Source organism: Streptomyces sp. NPDC087300 (genome assembly GCF_044744425.1).
Taxonomy (GTDB): domain Bacteria; phylum Actinomycetota; class Actinomycetes; order Streptomycetales; family Streptomycetaceae; genus Streptomyces.
Window position 1 is genome coordinate 212,532 of the sequence record NZ_JBIUYI010000002.1, and the last position, 18,050, is coordinate 230,581.

Annotated in this window: 19 protein-coding genes; 6 read left to right on the top strand and 13 right to left on the bottom strand. The window is 72.1% G+C overall.

Annotated features, from left to right (window positions below; all coding sequences use genetic code 11):
- Positions 1 to 53 precede the first annotated feature (53 nt).
- On the top strand, positions 54 to 371 hold the full coding sequence (locus ACIO9J_RS06535; protein WP_401993552.1) for an ATP-binding protein: 318 nt from the start codon (positions 54 to 56) through the stop codon (positions 369 to 371).
- A gap of 102 nt (positions 372 to 473) precedes the next feature.
- Here ACIO9J_RS06535 and ACIO9J_RS06540 read toward each other — a convergent pair whose 3' ends face one another.
- The 5 genes from ACIO9J_RS06540 to afsQ1 all read right to left on the bottom strand — a co-directional run bounded on the left by ACIO9J_RS06540 (position 474) and on the right by afsQ1 (position 4,182).
- Positions 474 to 677, bottom strand: a complete 204-nt coding sequence (locus tag ACIO9J_RS06540) for a PspC domain-containing protein (protein ID WP_401993555.1) — start codon at positions 675 to 677, stop codon at positions 474 to 476.
- 90 nt (positions 678 to 767) lie between these two features.
- Positions 768 to 1,316 (bottom strand): VanZ family protein, encoded by a 549-nt coding sequence (locus ACIO9J_RS06545; RefSeq protein ID WP_401993558.1) that lies wholly within the window; start codon positions 1,314 to 1,316, stop codon positions 768 to 770.
- Positions 1,317 to 1,355: 39 nt separating this feature from the next.
- Positions 1,356 to 1,958, bottom strand: coding sequence for a hypothetical protein (locus ACIO9J_RS06550; RefSeq protein ID WP_401993560.1), 603 nt, complete (start codon positions 1,956 to 1,958; stop codon positions 1,356 to 1,358).
- Positions 1,955 to 3,508 carry an ATP-binding protein gene (locus ACIO9J_RS06555; RefSeq protein WP_401993563.1) on the bottom strand — a complete coding sequence of 518 codons (1,554 nt, stop codon included), beginning with the start codon at positions 3,506 to 3,508 and terminating at the stop codon, positions 1,955 to 1,957. Before ACIO9J_RS06555 ends, ACIO9J_RS06550 begins: the two co-directional genes overlap by 4 nt.
- A complete protein-coding gene (afsQ1, locus tag ACIO9J_RS06560; RefSeq protein WP_037659607.1) occupies positions 3,505 to 4,182 on the bottom strand; it encodes a two-component system response regulator AfsQ1 in 678 nt (225 codons plus the stop codon). Before afsQ1 ends, ACIO9J_RS06555 begins: the two co-directional genes overlap by 4 nt.
- A 215-nt stretch (positions 4,183 to 4,397) precedes the next feature.
- Between afsQ1 and ACIO9J_RS06565 the strand changes: the two genes are divergently transcribed.
- Positions 4,398 to 5,162 (top strand): SigE family RNA polymerase sigma factor, encoded by a 765-nt coding sequence (locus tag ACIO9J_RS06565; protein WP_401993567.1) that lies wholly within the window; start codon positions 4,398 to 4,400, stop codon positions 5,160 to 5,162.
- Between the two features lie 232 nt (positions 5,163 to 5,394).
- On the opposite strand, the gene ACIO9J_RS06570 is transcribed toward ACIO9J_RS06565, so the two are convergent.
- Positions 5,395 to 6,078, bottom strand: coding sequence for a uridine kinase (locus tag ACIO9J_RS06570; RefSeq protein WP_401993570.1), 684 nt, complete (start codon positions 6,076 to 6,078; stop codon positions 5,395 to 5,397).
- A 159-nt stretch (positions 6,079 to 6,237) separates the two neighbouring features.
- Between ACIO9J_RS06570 and ACIO9J_RS06575 the strand changes: the two genes are divergently transcribed.
- Positions 6,238 to 7,125 (top strand): arylamine N-acetyltransferase, encoded by an 888-nt coding sequence (locus ACIO9J_RS06575; protein WP_401993573.1) that lies wholly within the window; start codon positions 6,238 to 6,240, stop codon positions 7,123 to 7,125.
- Positions 7,126 to 7,233: 108 nt separating this feature from the next.
- Positions 7,234 to 7,668, top strand: a complete 435-nt coding sequence (locus tag ACIO9J_RS06580) for a hypothetical protein (RefSeq protein WP_401993576.1) — start codon at positions 7,234 to 7,236, stop codon at positions 7,666 to 7,668.
- On the opposite strand, the gene ACIO9J_RS06585 is transcribed toward ACIO9J_RS06580, so the two are convergent.
- Both ACIO9J_RS06585 and ACIO9J_RS06590 read right to left on the bottom strand, forming a co-directional pair.
- Positions 7,665 to 9,203, bottom strand: coding sequence for a DHA2 family efflux MFS transporter permease subunit (locus ACIO9J_RS06585; RefSeq protein ID WP_401993579.1), 1,539 nt, complete (start codon positions 9,201 to 9,203; stop codon positions 7,665 to 7,667). The two genes, ACIO9J_RS06580 and ACIO9J_RS06585, sit on opposite strands and share 4 nt — an antisense overlap.
- A 27-nt stretch (positions 9,204 to 9,230) precedes the next feature.
- Positions 9,231 to 9,836, bottom strand: coding sequence for an NADPH-dependent FMN reductase (locus tag ACIO9J_RS06590; protein WP_401993582.1), 606 nt, complete (start codon positions 9,834 to 9,836; stop codon positions 9,231 to 9,233).
- An 89-nt stretch (positions 9,837 to 9,925) separates the two neighbouring features.
- Between ACIO9J_RS06590 and ACIO9J_RS06595 the strand changes: the two genes are divergently transcribed.
- Positions 9,926 to 10,666, top strand: a complete 741-nt coding sequence (locus ACIO9J_RS06595; protein ID WP_401993585.1) for a TetR/AcrR family transcriptional regulator — start codon at positions 9,926 to 9,928, stop codon at positions 10,664 to 10,666.
- Between the two features lie 55 nt (positions 10,667 to 10,721).
- On the opposite strand, the gene ACIO9J_RS06600 is transcribed toward ACIO9J_RS06595, so the two are convergent.
- The 3 genes from ACIO9J_RS06600 to deoC are packed head-to-tail and all read right to left on the bottom strand — an operon-like array spanning position 10,722 to position 14,005.
- Complete coding sequence (locus ACIO9J_RS06600; RefSeq protein ID WP_401993588.1) at positions 10,722 to 11,609, bottom strand: aldehyde dehydrogenase family protein; 888 nt, start codon at positions 11,607 to 11,609, stop codon at positions 10,722 to 10,724.
- A gap of 2 nt (positions 11,610 to 11,611) precedes the next feature.
- A complete protein-coding gene (locus tag ACIO9J_RS06605) occupies positions 11,612 to 13,063 on the bottom strand; it encodes an aldehyde dehydrogenase family protein (protein ID WP_401993591.1) in 1,452 nt (483 codons plus the stop codon).
- A 3-nt stretch (positions 13,064 to 13,066) separates the two neighbouring features.
- Positions 13,067 to 14,005, bottom strand: a complete 939-nt coding sequence (deoC, locus tag ACIO9J_RS06610) for a deoxyribose-phosphate aldolase (RefSeq protein WP_401993594.1) — start codon at positions 14,003 to 14,005, stop codon at positions 13,067 to 13,069.
- Positions 14,006 to 14,235: 230 nt separating this feature from the next.
- On the opposite strand from deoC, the gene ACIO9J_RS06615 reads away from it, so the two are divergent.
- Positions 14,236 to 14,871, top strand: a complete 636-nt coding sequence (locus ACIO9J_RS06615) for a PH domain-containing protein (protein ID WP_401993597.1) — start codon at positions 14,236 to 14,238, stop codon at positions 14,869 to 14,871.
- 21 nt (positions 14,872 to 14,892) lie between these two features.
- On the opposite strand, the gene ACIO9J_RS06620 is transcribed toward ACIO9J_RS06615, so the two are convergent.
- Complete coding sequence (locus ACIO9J_RS06620; RefSeq protein WP_401993600.1) at positions 14,893 to 16,101, bottom strand: hypothetical protein; 1,209 nt, start codon at positions 16,099 to 16,101, stop codon at positions 14,893 to 14,895.
- Positions 16,102 to 16,258: 157 nt separating this feature from the next.
- Positions 16,259 to 17,902: a phospho-sugar mutase gene (locus ACIO9J_RS06625; RefSeq protein WP_401993603.1), complete on the bottom strand. Its 1,644-nt coding sequence runs from the start codon at positions 17,900 to 17,902 to the stop codon at positions 16,259 to 16,261.
- Between the last annotated feature and the right edge of the window lie 148 nt (positions 17,903 to 18,050).

Here is an 18,050-nt window from a genome sequence, read left to right on the forward strand (position 1 = left end):
GTCGTTGGACCGCTCGAAGCCCCGTTCACCAAAGACACAAGGACGCATTGAAGATGAAGCAGTCAGCCGTCAAGACCCTCGGTGTCGCCGCTCTCGGTGCCGCTTTCGCCGCCGCAGGCGCGGGTGCCGCCACCGCCGCCCCCGCCCTCCCCGACGCCACCGGCGCGCTGGGCACGGTCTCCTCCGTGCTGCCCCTGGACCAGGCCGCGAAGACCCTCCCCGCCGGCGCCCCCGAGTCCCTGACCGCCGGACAGAACGCGCTCTCCGGCGGCCTCGCCGGCGTCGAGAAGCCCGGCCCCGGCGACCCCGTCTCCGGCCTGCTCGGCGGCCTGCCCGTCGCCGGTGCGACCGGCGCCCTGCCGCTCGGCTGAGGCAGACGCCTCCCCGTACGTAACGCCGATGGGGCGCCCCTCCTCGTGAGGGGCGCCCCATCGCGTCGTTCCCGCCCGGCCGGTACGCGTCCGGCCGGTGTCTCACCAGGCCTGGCGGGCGGCCTTGTCCTCGGAGGGCAGCAGGACCCACAGCGCGATGTAGAGCAGGAACTGCGGGCCCGGCAGCAGGCAGGAGAGCACGAAGATCACGCGCATCGTCGCGGCGGACGTGCCGAAGCGCTTGGCAAGGGCTGCGCACACTCCGCCGATCATCCGGCCGTGGGTGGGGCGGGCAAGGGCGGTCATGTCGGGCTCCTTCGTGAACCGTGGGTGTGAGGCTTCGTCGTCTGCCTCGATGTTTCAAAGGTACGGTCGCGAAGACGGCAAAGCGTCGCTCTACGGTGCGATGCCGACCCTGGGAATCGTCGGGGTCGGACCCTGAGACAGCTCCTCCCGGGGGAGGGCCGCGAACCGCTCCGGGTCCTCATGGCGACGGAGCCTGGCCCTGACCGCGGGCACCACGGCGACATGCGCGAGAGCCACCCCGAAGGTGTTCAGGAGCAGCGAGTCGATGTCGACGACCTGACCGGGGACACCGGTCTGCAGGAGTTCGATGCCCAGCGAGAGCAGCGCTCCCGCGGCGACCGTTCGCACCAGGGAACCCCACGGTGACACCACGAGCCGCCCGCCGGCCAGCGGCAGGAGTATGCCGAGCGGGGCGAGCAGCAGCAGGGCCTCGCCGATCCGGCGGGCCGCCTGGACGCCGCCGAGGGCGAGGTCCGCCTTGATCCCGGCGAGCGGCTGCAGGTTCGCGGCGCTCACCCAGGGCACGTCCAGCGGACGCAACGTGATCCACCCGACGAGCAGAAGGTGTACGGCGAGGAGGAATCCCCCCGCCGCACGGAAGCGGATGGCGGCAATGCGGCCGCCCGAGCCTTGACGCACGCCCCCCAAGACGCCCGGAACGGCAGGATCGGTTCCGCGTCAGGAGTCCACGCTCTGTGTGGGCGGCGCCACGGTGCCGGGCCGGGAGCGGACCTCCTGCGTGCACTCGTAGCGCAGCAGCGGCGTCCCCACGGGCCCGCCCATGATCACCGAGTGGTCGTCGGCCGCCGCGCTGTCCGCGAGCGTGCACACGATCTGGGCCAGCGCGAACGCCGACAGATCCGCCGGCGGAGTACTGAAGCGGAGGGTGCCCTCGGGGTCGTCATCGCCCGGACCCGCCACGGTGGTGCCCGCCCGCACGTCCGTGACGAAGCCCGCCTGCTTCTCCTGGTCCGCGGGCGGGGTGGCCAGCTCGTCCAGGAGGGTCTGCGCGATGCGCACCCGGTCGGCGGTCCCCTTGTCCGTACGGATCTGCACGCTGCGGTCCACCGTCACCAGCTGCGACGCGCACACCAGGAAGACCTGCACGGGCACGCCGTCGCCCGACTGCGGGGACAGCGCGGAGTTCGACATCACACACGGCATCCGCGACGGCGCGGGCCCGAAGTCGGTGGGCACCTCCGTCGAGCGGATCCCGCACCCCGCGAGCGCGGCGGCGAGCACCAGGCCGGTCACCGCACCACGGATCCTTCGCCCGTTCATGCCTGGCCCCCTTCGGCCCGCTCGTCCTCGTCCTCGGCCTCGGAGCTGTCGCGCGGCAGCCACAGCGTGAACACCGCGCCGCCTTCCGGCGAGTTGGCGGCCGTGATCTCGCCGCCGTGGATGTGCGCGTTCTCCAGCGCGATGGAGAGCCCGAGCCCGCTGCCCTCCGAACGCGGCCGGGACGCGCTCGCCTTGTAGAAGCGGTCGAAGACGTGTGGCAGCACGTCCTCGGGGATGCCGGGACCCCCGTCCCGTACGGCGATGACGAGCTTGTCGCCGTCCAGCCGCACCGACACCTTCACCGGGGAACCGCCGTGCTTGAGCGCGTTGCCGATGAGGTTGGCGAGGATCACGTCGAGGCGGCGTGGGTCGAGGCGCACCATGATGCCGCGCTCCGCGTCGAGCTCGACCGCGTCGAGCCAGGCGCGCGCGTCGATGCACGCGGTGATCTGGTCGGCGATGTCCACGTCGTCCAGGACGAGCCGCGCGGTGCCCGCGTCGAACCGGGTGACCTCCATGAGGTTCTCCACCAGGTCGTTCAGCCGCCGCGTCTCGCTCACCACCAGGCGTACGGCGGGTTCGATCATCGGGTCCACGGAACCGGTCTCCGCGTCGAGCTCCTCCTCCAGGACCTCGGTCACCGCGGTGATCGCGGTCAGCGGGGTGCGCAGCTCGTGCGACATGTCGGCGACGAAGCGGCGCGACGCCTCGTCGCGGGCGCTCATGTCGTCGACCTTCTTCTCCAGACTCTCCGCGGTGCGGTTGAACGTCCTGGAGAGATCGGCGAGTTCGTCCGTGCCCGAGACCCTGAGCCGGGTGTCGAGCTTGCCCTCGCCGAGCCGCCGCGCCGCGACCCCGAGCCGGTGCACGGGTTTCAGCACGGTCGTCGCCGCGGCCTGCGCGAGCAGCGCGGAGCCGATCAGCGCGAGCCCGGTGGCGATCGCCAGCGACCAGCCGAGCGAACTCAGGTCCTTCGCCTCCGGCTCCAGGGACTTGAGCATGTACCCGGTCGGGCCGCCGCCGTTAACCTTGGCGCCGCCCACCAGGTAGGGCGTGCCGTGGTCGACGGTGCGCTGCCAGTACAGGTGGTACGTGCTCTTGTTGCCCGAGGTGACCGGCTGCTCCTTGTTGACCGCCTTCTGCAGCGACCCCGGCACCTTGGTGAGCGTGAACTCGTCCAGGTCGGAGTAGCCGACGATCTTCCCGCCGCCCTTCTTGTCCGCGACCAGGAGCACGCTGTAGCGCTGGCTGCTGGTCGCCATCTGCCCGGCGGCGGACTGCAGTTCCTCCTGCGAGGGGTGCGCCTGGAGCGCGCCCGCGCGCGTCTGCATCTGCTGGCGGAAGTCCTTGAGCGCCGCGTCCTGCGCGCGCGTGAGCACCGCCTCGCGGTTGAGCCAGTACGCGATGCCGGACGCGGACACGGCGGCGGTGAGCGCCACCAGGCCGAACACCACGACCAGTCGCAGCCGCAGGCTGGTGAAGCGCAGCCCCGCCAGTATCGCCTTGCGCGCCGCGGCCCAGCCGCGGAGCTTGTCGTGCGGTTTGGTCACTGAGGTGTGTCCAGCCGATAACCGACGCCGCGCACCGTACGGATCAGGGTCGGCGAGGACGGCACGTCCTCCACCTTCGCGCGCAGCCGCTGCACACAGGCGTCGACGAGCCGCGAGTCACCGAGGTAGTCGTGCTCCCACACCAGGCGCAGCAACTGCTGCCGGGACAGGGCCTGTCCCGGCCTGCGGCTCAGTTCCAGGAGCAGCCGCAGCTCGGTCGGCGTGAGCTGGAGGTCCTCGCCGTTCTTCGTCACGGTCATCGCGGCGCGGTCGATGACGAGCGAACCGAACGTCGCCGCGTCGTTGGCCTCGCGCTCGCCGCGCCGCAGCACGGCACGGATCCGGGCGTCAAGCACCCGTCCCTGCACGGGTTTGACCACGTAGTCGTCGGCGCCGGACTCCAGCCCGACCACCACGTCGATGTCGTCATTGCGCGCGGTCAGCAGGATGATCGGCAACTGGTCGGTGCGCCGGATGCGACGGCACACCTCGAACCCGTCGATGCCCGGCAGCATCACATCCAGCACGATCAGGTCAGGACGCTGCTCACTGAGCAGCTTCAGACCGTCCTCGCCGGTGGCAGCAGTGGCCACCCGATGCCCCTGGCGCGTCAGCGAAAGCTCCAGGGCCGTCCGGATGGCGTCGTCGTCCTCGATCAGCAACAGGGAAGGCACGGACGTCATTCTGTCCCATGCCACGGCCCCAGTTCGACTGCTGGAGCGCTCCCACACCTGACCCTCACGCCAGGAACGGGGTCGGGAACCGCTGTGACAGGCCTGTGACAGTCGGCGGACACCGTCATGAAGTGGCTCGGGCAGAGTTCTGGTCACAAGCAAGAAGCACCGAAGCACGACGGATCAAGCCGGACTCCACCGACGGGGGGCGCGAGATGAATACGCTGCACAGCACCAGCTCAAGCGCAGTTGTCACGCGTCTCCACGACGTCGGGCGGGGCTCTGAGAAGTCCGGTGCCGTGAGCGGGCGGGGGTGCGCTCGCGGCACCGGGCGTCAGCACACCACGTACATGACGGTGGTTGACGCCTGCCAGGGGGGACACGGGGGACACGTCGTTCCTGCGGGAACCGACGGGGGAGCCGCGTACAGGGGGGACACGGGGGAACGGACGTCCCTGTCGGAGGCGGAGTTCACCGCCTACGTCCAGGAGCGCCGGGCCTCCCTGTACGCCACCGCCTATCACTTGACCGGTGACCGCTTCGAGGCGGAGGACCTGCTCCAGAGCGCCCTCTTCTCGACGTACCGGGCCTGGGACAGGATCAGTGACAAGGCCGCGGTCGGCGGTTACCTCCGCCGCACCATGACGAATCTGCACATCAGCGCGTGGCGCCGCCGCAAGCTGAACGAATACCCGACCGAGGAACTGCCGGAGACGGTGGGCGACACGGACGCGATGCGCGGCACCGAGCTGCGCGCCGTGCTGTGGCAGGCCCTGGCCCGGCTGCCCGAACTCCAGCGCACGATGCTGGTCCTCCGGTACTACGAGGGCCGCACCGACCCGGAGATCGCGGACATCCTCGACATCAGCGTGGGCACGGTGAAGTCCAGCATCTGGCGCTCCCTGCGCCGGCTGCGCGAGGACGACGTCCTCAGCTTCGGCCGTGACCAGGAGGAGTCCTTCGGCGAGTTGGTCGCCTGAGGATCGGGGCCCGCGGCGTCAGCCGCGCGAGGGTCCGAGGGGTAGGGGAAAACGGGGGAGAGTACGGGGGCCGCCGCACCGGGGGGCGCGGCGGGAGCACGGGGGAAACGCACGGGGGAAACAAGGGGCGGGACCGGAAGGCCGGGGGGTCTTTCCGGTCCTCGCCGCTTTCCCGCGTTCTGTCGTACGGCGCACGCCCGTCGGGTCCTGACCCGGCGGGCGCCGTCGTGTCTCAGGCGGCGTCGGCGCGGGCCTTGACGCAGCGTCCCGCCGCCGCGGCGGCGACCCGGCCGAGGGCCTCGTCCTTGCCGCAGGGGTGCGCGCCGAGCGCGCTCTGGCGGGCCACGATGGCGCGTTCGGCGCGCATCAGGCGCCAGCCGCGCCGCAGCAGGAACGGCACGGACTTCCTGCCCTCCCGCAGATCCCGCAGCAGGCGCCTGCGGAAGGTGGTGGAGGGGCGGCCGCGCAGACAGATCGCGTCGGCGAGCACATCGATCTCCCTGCACCGCGTCACGATGTCCGCCGCGAAGATCCCCTCGGCGACGAACAGCGGCGTGCGCTCGATGTCGAGGGACTCCTGGCCGACCCGGGAGCTGGTGGCGATGTCGTACACGGGTACGCGCGTACGTCCCGTGCGGCACAGCTCCTCGATGGCGGCGACCGCGACGTCCGCGTCCCAGGAGAGCGGGGAGTCCCAGTCGATGTCCGAACTGCCGGGGACCTGCGGCAGCGTGGGGTCGTCGCCCTCCTTGTAGAAGTCGTCCAGGCACAGGACGGGCAGCCCGGAGCGGGCGGCGAAGGAGGACTTGCCCGAGCCGGAGGGGCCGGTGAGCAGCACGACACGCGTGGGTATCGGCGGGTGGGAGCTCAAAACGGTGACTCTTCTCCGCTGGGAGTTGTCCGGAACGTCGACCATTATCAACCGACGCGCAAGGGTGCGGGGCCACAGGGGCGTTCGGGACCCCGTCGGGAGACCGAGGACCGGGGACCGAGGACCAAGGGCCGAGGCCCCTCGCGGAATAGCGTCGCGGGGGAGATCGCTGGCGATGTCGTACGCATTTCGGCAGGTGACGCGATGATCCAGATGACCCAGGGGGCATTCCGCATGTGGCACGGCGACGCACTCGACCTCGACGCCTACCTCGCCCGGCTCGGGTACGAGGGGGACCGCTCTCCCACGGAGGAGACGCTGCGCGCGCTGCACCGGGCGCACGTGCTCTCGGTGCGCTGGGAGAACCTGGAGGCGGTGCTGCGCAAGAAGCGGCCGCTCGATCTTGAATCGGTGCAGGCCAAGCTGGTCGGCAGCCCGCGCGGCGGCACCTGTTACGAGCATATCACCCTGTACGCGGCGGCCCTGGAGCGGCTCGGGTTCCGGTTCTTCGTCGTACAGGGCCGGGTGCAGATGGGCGAGACGGTCAAGATCAGGCCCGAGTCGCACGCCATGGTCGTGGTGGAGCTCGGGGGCAGGCGCCTGCTGAGCGACGTCGGGTTCGGGTCGAGCCCGCTTGAGCCCATCGAGCTGGCCGACGACACGGAGGTGTCGGACGGCACCTGGGCGTACCGGCTGCGGCGCCAGGAGGTCACGCCGGGTGCCGAGGGCTGGGCGCTGTACCAGCCCGTGCGCGAGGGTGACGGGCAGCCCGACACCACCGGTGACGGGTGGATGGTCCGGCACACCTTCACACTCCACCCGCAGTACCCCGCCGATCTGCGCGTGAGCAACCACTTCGGCTCGTCGAGCCCGAACTCGCCCTTCAGTGACCGGGTCTTCGTGCAGCGCGTGCACGAGGACCGGCTGCACGTCCTCGACAACCGGCGGTTCACCACGGTCACGCCGGGGGTTCCCGGGCCGCCGCGGAGCCGGGAGCTGGCCGCGGACGAGGTGCCGAAGGTGCTGGCCGACGTCTTCGGGATCGAGCTGTCGGAGCGGGACGCCGAGCTGCTGCTGCCCAAGCTGGTCTGAGGGGACCCACCCGTCCGTGACGCGGGTCGGCTTTGGGCGCCGACGCCCGCCTCAACTACGCTACGTGTGCGCTCGATCACCCACCACGTACGGATATGGGCGGTACCCATGGCACGAAACACAGCATCCAACTCCCCGCGTCCCGGCTCCCGCGCCCTGCTGCGGCTGGGTCTGACCCTCACCGCGGCGGGCGCCGCGCTCGGCGCGGGAGGCGCGGCGAGCGCGAGCGCGGTGGAGCCGGCGCCGGCGCCGCAGGGGCCCGGCTTCGCCACGCCCGTGGGCGACGTCGACGCGGGGGCGCCGGGGCAGGCGGTCCTCCAGGCGGTGCAGCGTTCGACGGCGGGCGGCCTCGGCCCCGCCAAGGCCCTGCGGCTCAACCCGCTGGCCGGTACCGGCGTCGACCCGCTCGACAACTCGCTCGGCACCCAGGTCGCCGACTTCAAGCCGGTCAGCACGGCGCCCGTCACCGCGCCGCTCACCGAGGGCGCCGCCCTCCAGGACCTGCCGGTGGTCGGTCCCGCGACGGGGCTGCTGCCCGGTTAGTCGGCCGTCCGCAGCGGCACCTCGCGGATCAGCCAGGCCGCCGCGAAGGTCACGGCGCACAGCGCCGCCGTACCGATCATGACGCCGTGCAGCCCGCCCGTGACACCGGCGCGGAAGGCGTCCCGCACCGGCTCGGGCAGGGCGTCGAGGGCCGTGGGCGTCATCCGGTGGCCGTCGGCGACGCGCCCGCCGTCCGGGCCGAGCCGGTCGGTGAGGGTGCCGGTCAGGCGGCCGGTGTACACCGAGCCGAGCACGGCGACGCCCAGTGAACCGCCGACGGTGCGCAGCAGCGTGCTGGTGCCGCTCGCCGCGCCCATGTCGCGCGGCTCGGCGCTGTTCATGGTGATCAGCAGGGCCGGCTGCGTCAGGCAGCCGAGACCCGCGCCGAGCGCGAAGGTCAGTGCGGAGGTGACCGCCGTGGCGGTGTCCACGCCGACCGTGAGCAGGGCGAGGGCGCCCGCCGACGCGAGTGCGCCGCCGACGATCGGATACGCGCGGTAGGTACCCCCGTTGCCGACCGCGCGTCCTATGTACAGCTGGGCGCCCATCATGCCCAGCATCAGCGGGAGCAGCAGCAGGCCGCTCCCGGTGGAGGTCATGCCGCGCACGAACTGCATGTACTGCGGCAGATAGCTCGCCGCCCCCAGCATCGCCGCGCCCGCGAGGAAGGTCAGCACCTGGGCGAGCGTGAAGTTGCGGTCGCGGAACAGCCGTGGCGGGACGATCGGTTCGGGCGCGCGCAGCTCCACGCGGACGAAGGCGGCGAGCGCGCCGACGGTGACCAGGGCGAGGCCCAGGATCTGCGGGGAGAGCCAGTCGTACGTCGTGCCGCCCCAGGTCCCGAGCAGCGTGAGCGCCAGGGTGGCCGCGGTCAGGAGCGCGGTGCCCGCGTAGTCGATGCGGGCGGTGCTGCGCGTGCCGGGCAGCCGGACGAGCAGGCCGACGATCAGGAGGGCCGCCGCGCCGACGGGCACGTTGACGTAGAAGACCCAGCGCCAGTCCAGCTGGTCGGTGAGGAAGCCGCCGAGCAGCGGGCCGCCGATCATGGCGGCGGGCAGCAGTACGCCGATCATGGACTGTGAGCGGCCGGCCTGCGCGGGCGGCAGGAGCGTCCCGATGAGGGAGAGCGCGCCGACGAACAGGCCGCCCGCGCCGAGCCCCTGGAGCGCCCGGAACGCGATCAACTGGCCGATGTCCTGGGCGAGTCCGCAGAGCACGGACCCGATGAGGAAGGCCGCGATCGAGGCCAGATAGCCGCCCTTGCGGCCGTAGAGGTCACCGGCCTTGCCCCAGATGGGGGTGGAGACGGCGGCGGTGAGCAGATAGGCCGTCACCACCCAGGAGAAGTGGTCGAGGCCGCCGAGGTCACCGACGATCGTCGGGAGCGCGGTGCCGACGATCGTGCCGTCGAGCGTCGCCAGGATGATGCCGAGCAGCAGCCCCAGGATGACGAGGCGGGACGGCGGCGGCGCCTGCGCGGGGGCCGTCGCCTCGGCCGAGCGGGGCGGGGGTGCTTCCTCCGTGCGCTGATTCATGGCTTCCCCGAGGTGTATGACGTGACGTCAGGCGGCGTACGGGCGGGCGTTCCTGGCGCTACGCAGGGCCTCGGCCCACCAGGCGAGCTGGCCGAGCATCGACTTGGCCGCGGCGTCGCTCTCCGGGTCCTTCATCGCCCCGTCCTCGTCGAACAGGCCCCAGACGTGGTGCAGGCTGACCGTGTTGCGGATGGTCGTCGCGTTCAACTCGGCCATGACCGGGCGGAGTTGCTCGACGGCGCGCAGGCCGCCCGAGAGGCCGCCGTAGGAGACGAAGCCGATCGGCTTGGCGTGCCACTGCTCGTTGTGCCAGTCGACGGCGTTCTTCAGGGACGCCGGGAAGCTGTGGTTGTACTCCGGGGTGACGAACACGAACGCGTCGGCCGCCGCGAGGCGCGGTGAGACCAGGGCGAGGGCCTCGGTGGTGGCGGCGGGCGGCGCCTGGCCGAAGTCGGGCAGGACCGTGGGCAGCGGGGTCTCCGTGAGGTCGACGACGTCGACGCTCATGTCGGCGCGCTGGCCGGCGTGGCCCCTGATCCACTCGGCGACGACGGGTGCGAAGCGGCCCTCGCGGGTGGAGCCGACGAGGACGGCGACGCGGAGCGCGGCCGGGGCCGTGGTGGTTGCGGACATGGGTGTCCCCCTGGAATGTGTACGGCGTATCGAACGCGTACAACGTACACATCGATGTGTACGGCGTCCACAGGGGATACGGTGTACGCATGGCCACACAGAAGAAGGGCGAGCCCGAGGTCTCGCTCTGGGAACGTCTGGACCGCCCCGCGGCCACGCAGCGTGCCGCGCTGACGCCGCAGAAGATCGCGGCGGTCGCGGTGAAGGTCGCCGACGCCGAGGGCTTCGCGGCCGTCACCATGCGCCGCCTCGCCACCGAGCTGGGCGTCGCGCCCATGGCGGCGTACCGCCACGTCTCGGGCAAGGACGACCTGTGGGCGCTGATGGTCGACCGGGTCACGGCCGAGACCGTCGTCCCCGAGGACCTGACCGGCTGGCGCGAGGTGCTGCGCGCGTACGCCGTCGGCAGCCGTCAGCTGATGCTGGCGCACCCCTGGCTCGCCCAGCTCCCCACGCCGCACTTCGCCCTGACGCCGAACCGGATGGCCGTGGCCGAACGGCAGTTGGCGGCCCTGGAGCGGCGCGGCCTCGACGCCGACACGGCCATGACGGCCTTCCGCACCGTGGGCGCCTATGTGCACGGCGTCAGCCAGTCGGAGGTGGCGCTGCGCCAGTACATGGAGCACAACGGCTGGACCAGCGGCGACGAGACGCGCCAAGGACTCGCGCCGCAGATGATGTACCTGATGAACACCGGGCGTTACCCGGCCTACCAGCGCTACGCCCTCGCGGCGGGCCGCAAGGACGACGCCGCCTGGCAGTTCGAGACGGGGCTCGACTGCGTCCTGGACGGCATCGCGGTGCGGCTCGGCATCGAAGAGCAGGAATGACCGGAGCCCCGGCCTCCTGGACGGCGGAAGCCGGGGCTCCGATGCGGGGGAGCGGCTAGTAGGCCGAGCCCGACGCGCCCAGCGACCCCGTCGGGTGCCAGACCGTCTTCGTCTCCAGGAAGGCCGTCAGGCGGTGCGTACCCGGATCGGCCGAGAAGTCCACAGGCTGTGGACGCAGCACGCGCTTGAGGTTGTCCGCGGCCGCGATCTCCAGATCGCGGGCCAGCTCCGCGCCCGCCCCCGTGAGGTCGATGGCGTTGACGTCCTGGTGCGCGGCGAGCGGCGCCGCGATCTCGGCGGTCCTGCCGGTGAGGATGTTGACCACACCGCCCGGCACGTCCGAGGTCGCGAGGACCTCACCCAGCGAGAGCGCGGGCAGCGGCGCCTCCTCCGAGGCGATCACGACGGCCGTGTTGCCCGTCGCGATCACCGGGGCGATCACCGAGACCAGGCCCAGGAACGAGGACTCCTGCGGGGCGAGCACCGCGACCACACCGGTCGGCTCCGGCGTCGACAGGTTGAAGAACGGGCCCGCGACCGGGTTGGCGCCGCCCACGACCTGGGCGATCTTGTCCGTCCAGCCCGCGTACCAGACCCAGCGGTCGATCGCCGCGTCCACGACGGCCGCCGCCTTGGACTTGGACAGGCCCTCCGCGTCGGCCACCTCGCGCACGAACTGCTCGCGGCGGCCCTCCAGCATCTCGGCGACGCGGTAGAGCACCTGGCCGCGGTTGTACGCGGTCGCGCCGGCCCAGCCGCCCTGCGCCTTGCGGGCGGCCACGACCGCGTCACGCGCGTCCTTGCGGGACGACAGCGGTGCGTTGGCCAGCCACTTGCCCTTGCTGTCCTGCACTTCGTACACCCGGCCGCTCTCGGAACGCGGGAACTTCCCGCCGACGTACAGCTTGTAGGTCTTGAAGACACTGAGTCGGTCAACTGCCATCTTTATCGCTCGCCCTTCGGGCTCGACGGGGCGAGGTACGCCTCCAGGCCGTGGCGGCCGCCCTCGCGGCCGAAGCCCGACTCCTTGTAGCCGCCGAACGGCGAGGTCGGGTCGAACTTGTTGAATGTGTTGGCCCAGACGACGCCCGCGCGCAGCTTGTTCGCGACCGCGAGGATGCGCGAGCCCTTCTCCGTCCAGATGCCCGCCGAGAGGCCGTACTGCGTGTTGTTGGCCTTGGCGACGGCCTCGTCCGGCGTACGGAAGGAGAGCACCGAGAGGACCGGGCCGAAGATCTCGTCGCGGGCGACGGTGTGCGCCTGCGTCACGTTCGTGAACAGCGTCGGCGCGAACCAGTAGCCTGCGGACGGCAGTTCGCACGGCGCCGACCAGCGCTCGGCGCCCTCCGCCTCACCGGTCTCGGCGAGCGCGGTGATGCGGGCGAGCTGCTCGGCGGAGTTGATCGCGCCGATGTCGGTGTTCTTGTCGAGCGGGTCGCCCAGGCGGAGGGTGGAGAGCCGCCGCTTCAGGGAATCCAGCAGCTCGTCCTGGATCGACTCCTGTACGAGCAGGCGCGAACCGGCGCAGCAGACCTGGCCCTGGTTGAAGAAGATGCCGGTGACGATGCCCTCGACCGCCTGGTCGATGGGGGCGTCGTCGAAGACGATGTTCGCGCCCTTGCCGCCCAGTTCGAGCGTGACCTTCTTGTCGGTGCCCGCGACGGTGCGGGCGATCTGCTTGCCGACGGCGGTGGAGCCGGTGAAGGCCACCTTGTTCACGTCCGGGTGGGCCGTGAGGGCCGCGCCCGCGTCGCCGTACCCGGGAAGGATGTTGACGACACCCTTGGGCAGACCGGCCTGGCGGCAGATGTCCGCGAAGAACAGGGCGCTCAGGGGGGTGGTCTCGGCGGGCTTCAGGACGACCGTGTTGCCGGTGGCGAGCGCCGGGGCGATCTTCCAGGCCAGCATCAGGAGCGGGAAGTTCCACGGGATGACCTGGCCCGCGACGCCGAGCGGCGCCGGGTTCGGGCCGTACCCCGCGTGGTCGAGCTTGTCGGCCCAGCCCGCGTAGTAGAAGAAGTGCGCGGCGACCAGCGGGAGGTCCGCGTCGCGGGTCTCCTTGATGGGCTTTCCGTTGTCGAGGGTCTCCAGGACGGCCAGTTCGCGGCTGCGCTCCTGGATGATCCTGGCGATCCGGAAGAGGTACTTGGCGCGCTCGGCGCCCGGCAGGGCCGACCACTTCTCGAACGCCTTGCGGGCGGCCTTCACCGCGCGGTCGACGTCTTCGGAGGAGGCCCGCGCGACTTCGGAGAGGACCTCTTCGGTCGACGGGGAGACCGTCTTGAAGACCTTGCCGTCGGCGGCCTCGGTGAACTCGCCGTCGATGAACAGGCCGTACGACGGGGCGATGTCGACGACCGAGCGGGACTCGGGTGCGGGTGCGTACTCGAAAGTCATGGGTCAGTCCACCGTGACGTAGTCGGGGCCGGAGTAGCGGCCGGTGGCCAGCTTCTGACGCTGCATCAGCAGGTCGTTGAGGAGCGAGGAGGCGCCGAAGCGGAACCAGTGGTTGTCCAGCCAGTCGGGCCCCGCCGTCTCGTTCACCAGGACGAGGAACTTCACCGCGTCCTTGGTCGAACGGATGCCGCCCGCGGGCTTCACCCCGATCTGGACGCCCGTCTGCGCGCGGAAGTCGCGGACGGCCTCCAGCATCAGGAGCGTGTTGGCCGGGGTGGCGTTGACGCCGACCTTGCCGGTCGAGGTCTTGATGAAGTCGGCGCCGGCGATCATGCCGATCCAGCTGGCGCGCTTGATGTTGTCGTACGTCGAGAGCTCGCCGGTCTCGAAGATGACCTTCAGGCGGGCGGTGCCGCAGGCCTCCTTCACGGCGCGGATCTGCTCGAACACCGTCATGTAGTCGCCGGAGAGGAACGCGCCCCTGTCGATGACCATGTCGATCTCGTCGGCGCCGGCCGCGACGGCCTCGCGCACGTCGCCGAGCTTCACGTCGATGGCGGCGCGGCCCGCGGGGAAGGCGGTCGCGACGGACGCGACAAGGACCCCGCTGCCCGCTACGGCCTCCTTGGCGGTGGCCACCATGTCCGGATAGACGCAGACGGCGGCGGTGCGCGGGGTGCCGCGGTCGGTCGGGTCCGGGTGGACGGCCTTGGCGCCGAGCGCCCGGACCTTGCCCGGGGTGTCCGCACCCTCCAGGGTGGTCAGGTCGATCATCGAGATGGCCAGGTCGATGGCGTACGCCTTGGCCGTGGTCTTGATCGAACGGGTACCGAGCGAGGCGGCACGCGCCTCCAGGCCGACCGCGTCGACGCCGGGCAGCCCGTGGAGGAAGCGGCGGAGCGTGCTGTCGGACGCGGTCACGTCAGCGAATGCAGTGGGCATGGTCACGAGGGGAGCATATCTACGCGCGTAGCGGCTGTACAGGGGGCTCGGGGCGGGTGGGTCTGCTCCGGGGTGGGTCTGGGCGTTGGGCTCGTGCCGTGCGGGGCTGGTCGCGCGGTTCCCCGCGCCCCTATCAGTTGCTGCCTTCGTCGCGGGCCCTGTGACTTGGTGGCGTCGGCGTGGGGGAGGCCCCAGAGGGGGCTGCGTGGGGGGTCAGGCAGAATCAGGGTATGAGCGATCCTCAGAAGCCTGTGGTGGAGCCCGCGTATCAGGACCGCACCTTCCGGTCCCCTGCCGGTATCGCCGGTGGTGTCCTGCTGCTCGCCCTGGGCGCCTGGCTCGGTGTCGACGCCGTCATCCGGGGCGAGGGGCGCACCCCGTGGCTCGCGGTCGCCGGACTGCTGCTCGCGGTGCCGCTGGTCGTCGCGTACACGGTGCGCCCCTGCGTCTACGCCAACGACGACCGGCTGCGCGTCCGCAATCCCTTCCGGAGCATCACGCTGCCCTGGGCGTCCGTCGCCACGCTCCGCTCCGGGTACTCCAACGAGGTCCTCACCAACGACGGCACCAAGTTCCAGCTCTGGGCGATCCCCGTCTCGCTGCGCGGCCGGAAGAAGGCCGCGCGCAGGCAGTCGCAGGCCGTGGCGGCCGGTGACCCGACGAGCGGCAAGCCCTTCCTCGACCCCTCGGCGCGGCCCGCGCGGTCCACGGGCGACCAGTCCATGGACCAGCTCCGCGACCTCGCCGAGCGGCAGGCCGACGTCGAGTCGGCGCAGGGGGAGCCGGTGGTGCGCTGGGCGTACGAGATCCTCGCCCCGGCCCTCGTGGGAGCCGTGCTGCTCGTCGTGCTGCTCGCGGTGACCTGAGCCGGTCGCCGTACCCGGGGCCTACGGAGGCCCCAGCCACGCCAGGAGCATGTGGCCGCCGAACGCCGCCGACATCAGTGCCGCCGCCGTCAGCGCCGTCACCAGCACGTGCGTGCGCGCCCGTGCCAGCGCCACCGCGACCGGCAGCAGCAGCGGGAAGCCGGGGAGCAGGAAGCGCGCCCGCGGGAAGTAGACGCCGCTGCTGCCGAGCACGATCAGCAGGAGCAGGCCGGTGAAGACCAGCAGCGGCAGCGGCTGGCGGTCGGCCGCCGAGAGCGCGTAGAGGACCACCGAGCCGAGCAGCACCGCCGTCACCATCGCCAGGAACAGCTGCGGCCGCTCGATCACGAACAGCGCGTGCATACGGCGCAGCGTCTCGACGCCGCCGTCCCACTCGTTGTGCCACAGCTTCTGCACGGCGAAGTAGCCGTCCCAGCGGCCCAGGCGCAGGCCCACCCACCCGACGTACGAGAGCCAGCCGAGGGGTGCGAGCAGCGCGCCGAGCAGCGGGCGTACGGCGAAGGGGGCGCGGCGCAGGGAGAGCAGCGCCGTCAGGGACACCGCGGCCGCCAGGGCGACGCCGGTGGGGCGCGTCAGGCCCGCCAGCGCCGCCAGGGAGCCCGCCCACAGCCAGCGGCCCGTGAGCACGGCGTACAGCGACCACGCCGTGAGCGCCGTGAACAGCGACTCGGTGTAGCCCATCCACTGCACCAGCGCCACCGGCAGGCTGCCCCACAGCACCGCGAGGACGACGCCCGCCCTGCGGCCGTACAGCCGGTCGCCCACCGCGAAGATCCCCCACGCCGCGGCGAACGAGCAGACCAGCGCGACCGCCAGGCCCACGGCGCCGCGCGGCAGGCCGGGCGCGACCGTCTCGCCCGCCCTGATCAGGGACGGGAGCAGCGGGAAGAACGCGAGGTTGTTCGCGTCGAAGTGGGTGCCGAGCGTCTGCGCGTAGCCGTGCTCCGCGATCTTCAGATACCAGTCGCAGTCCCACGACTCCATCAGCAGGTGACGGACCCCGCGGTGCTTGTGGTGCGCCCACGCCGCGAACACCAGCAGGCCCAGGCCGCGCACGGCCGCGTACGCGAGGAGCGCGGGGGCGGCGTGGCGCAGGGCGCGGGCCGCGCGGGCGCGCAGGGCCTGGGACGGGCGTGCGGCGTTGCGGGGGCGCCGGGATGCCGGGACCCGGGACGGGGCGGCGGTCGGTGAGATCGGTCCGTACGGCACTGCGGCAGCTCCCGGAACGTGATCGTGCGCTACCGGTCGACCCTTCCTGGGGGACCGGCAGCGCACCGGATCACTGCGTCAGCTGCCGTAGTGGAACCACTCGCGCGGGTGGCTCCGCCACGGGTTCGGGCGCTGCCCCGTGCGGGGGCGCGCTCCTTCAGATGCCCGCCGCCGCGGAGAGGTCCCGCTTGATCGCGGCGAGCAGTTCCGTCGCCCTGGCGCGCGCCGCGGGCAGGTCCTGGCGCGCGGGCACCGGGACGACCACCTCCAGGTAGCACTTGAGCTTCGGCTCGGTGCCGCTCGGGCGGACGATCACCCGGGCGCCCTCCAGCGTGTAGCGCAGGCCGTCCGTGGGCGGCAGCTTGTCCGTGCCCCGCGTCAGGTCCTCCGCCTCGGTGACCCGCAGGCTCGCGAGCTCCGTCGGCGGCTGCTCGCGCAGGCGGCGCATCGCGTCCGCGATCAGGGACAGGTCCTCCACGCGGACCGACAGCTGGTCGGTGGCGTGCAGCCCGTGCTCCAGGGCCAGGTCGTCGAGGAGGTCGAGGAACGTGCGGCCCTCCTCCTTGAGCTCGGACGCCAGCTCGGTGAGCAGCAGCGCCGCCGTGATGCCGTCCTTGTCGCGTACGCCCTCGGGGTCCACGCAGTAGCCGAGCGCCTCTTCGTAGCCGTAGCGCAGGCCGTCCACGCGGGCGATCCACTTGAAGCCGGTCAGGGTCTCCTCGTACCCGAGGCCCGCCTTCTCCGCGATCCTGCCGAGCAGCGACGACGAGACGATCGACTCCGCGAAGGTGCCGCGGGCGCCGCGCCTGACCAGGTGCGCGGCCAGCAGCGCGCCCACCTCGTCGCCGCGGAGCATCCGCCAGTCCGCGCCGTCCTCGACGGCCGCGGCGCAGCGGTCCGCGTCCGGGTCGTTGGCGATGATCAGGTCCGGGGCCGGGGTGGTGCGGGCCGCCGTCGCGAAGGACAGGTCCATCGCGCCCGGCTCCTCCGGGTTCGGGAACGCGACCGTCGGGAAGTCCGGGTCGGGCTCGGCCTGTTCGGCGACGAGCGTCGGCGCGGGGAACCCGGCGCGTGCGAACGCCGCGAGGAGGGTGTCCTTGCCGACGCCGTGCATCGCCGTGTAGACGGCGCGGGCGGTGCGGGGGGAGTCCGGTGCCAGGACGGCGTCCGTGCGCGCCAGATAGGCCTCCAGGACGTCCTCGGAGAGGATTTCCCAGCCGGTCTCGGGGCGGGGTACGTCGTGCAGGCTCGCGATCGCGTCGATCTGCTCGGCGATCTCCGCGTCGGCGGGCGGGACGATCTGGGAGCCGTCGCCGAGGTAGACCTTGTAGCCGTTGTCGCGCGGGGGGTTGTGGCTCGCGGTGACCTCCACGCCCGCGACCGCGCCGAGGTGCCTTATGGCGAAGGCGAGCACGGGGGTGGGGAGGGGGCGGGGGAGGACCGCCGCCCGGAGTCCGGCGCCGGTCATCACGGCGGCGGTGTCGCGGGCGAAGTCGGCGGACTTGTGGCGGGCGTCGTAGCCGATCACGACGAGGCCGTCGGTCTCGCCCTGGGCCTTCAGGTACGCGGCGAGGCCGGCGGCGGCGCGGATGACCACGGTGCGGTTCATGCGCATGGGGCCGGCGCCGAGCTCGCCGCGGAGGCCGGCGGTGCCGAACTGGAGGGTCCCGCTGAAGCGGGCCGTCAGCTCTTCGGTGGCGTCGGCGTCGATGAGCTTGGCGAGCTCTTCGCGGGTCTCGGGGTCCGGGTCCTCGGCGAGCCATGCCTGGGCCCGTGCGATGAGTTCGGAGTGGTCCTGCACGTGTCTTCAGCCTCTCGTGTGCGGGTCGTCTCGTGCCGTCTCGTTGTGGGGCGGGGCTGCCTGCTGTGGGCACGCGTTCCGCAGGGCGGAACGGGTGGGCACAGCCCCCGTCGCCGAGGGGCGGTGACGGGGGCGTCGGCCACGTCGC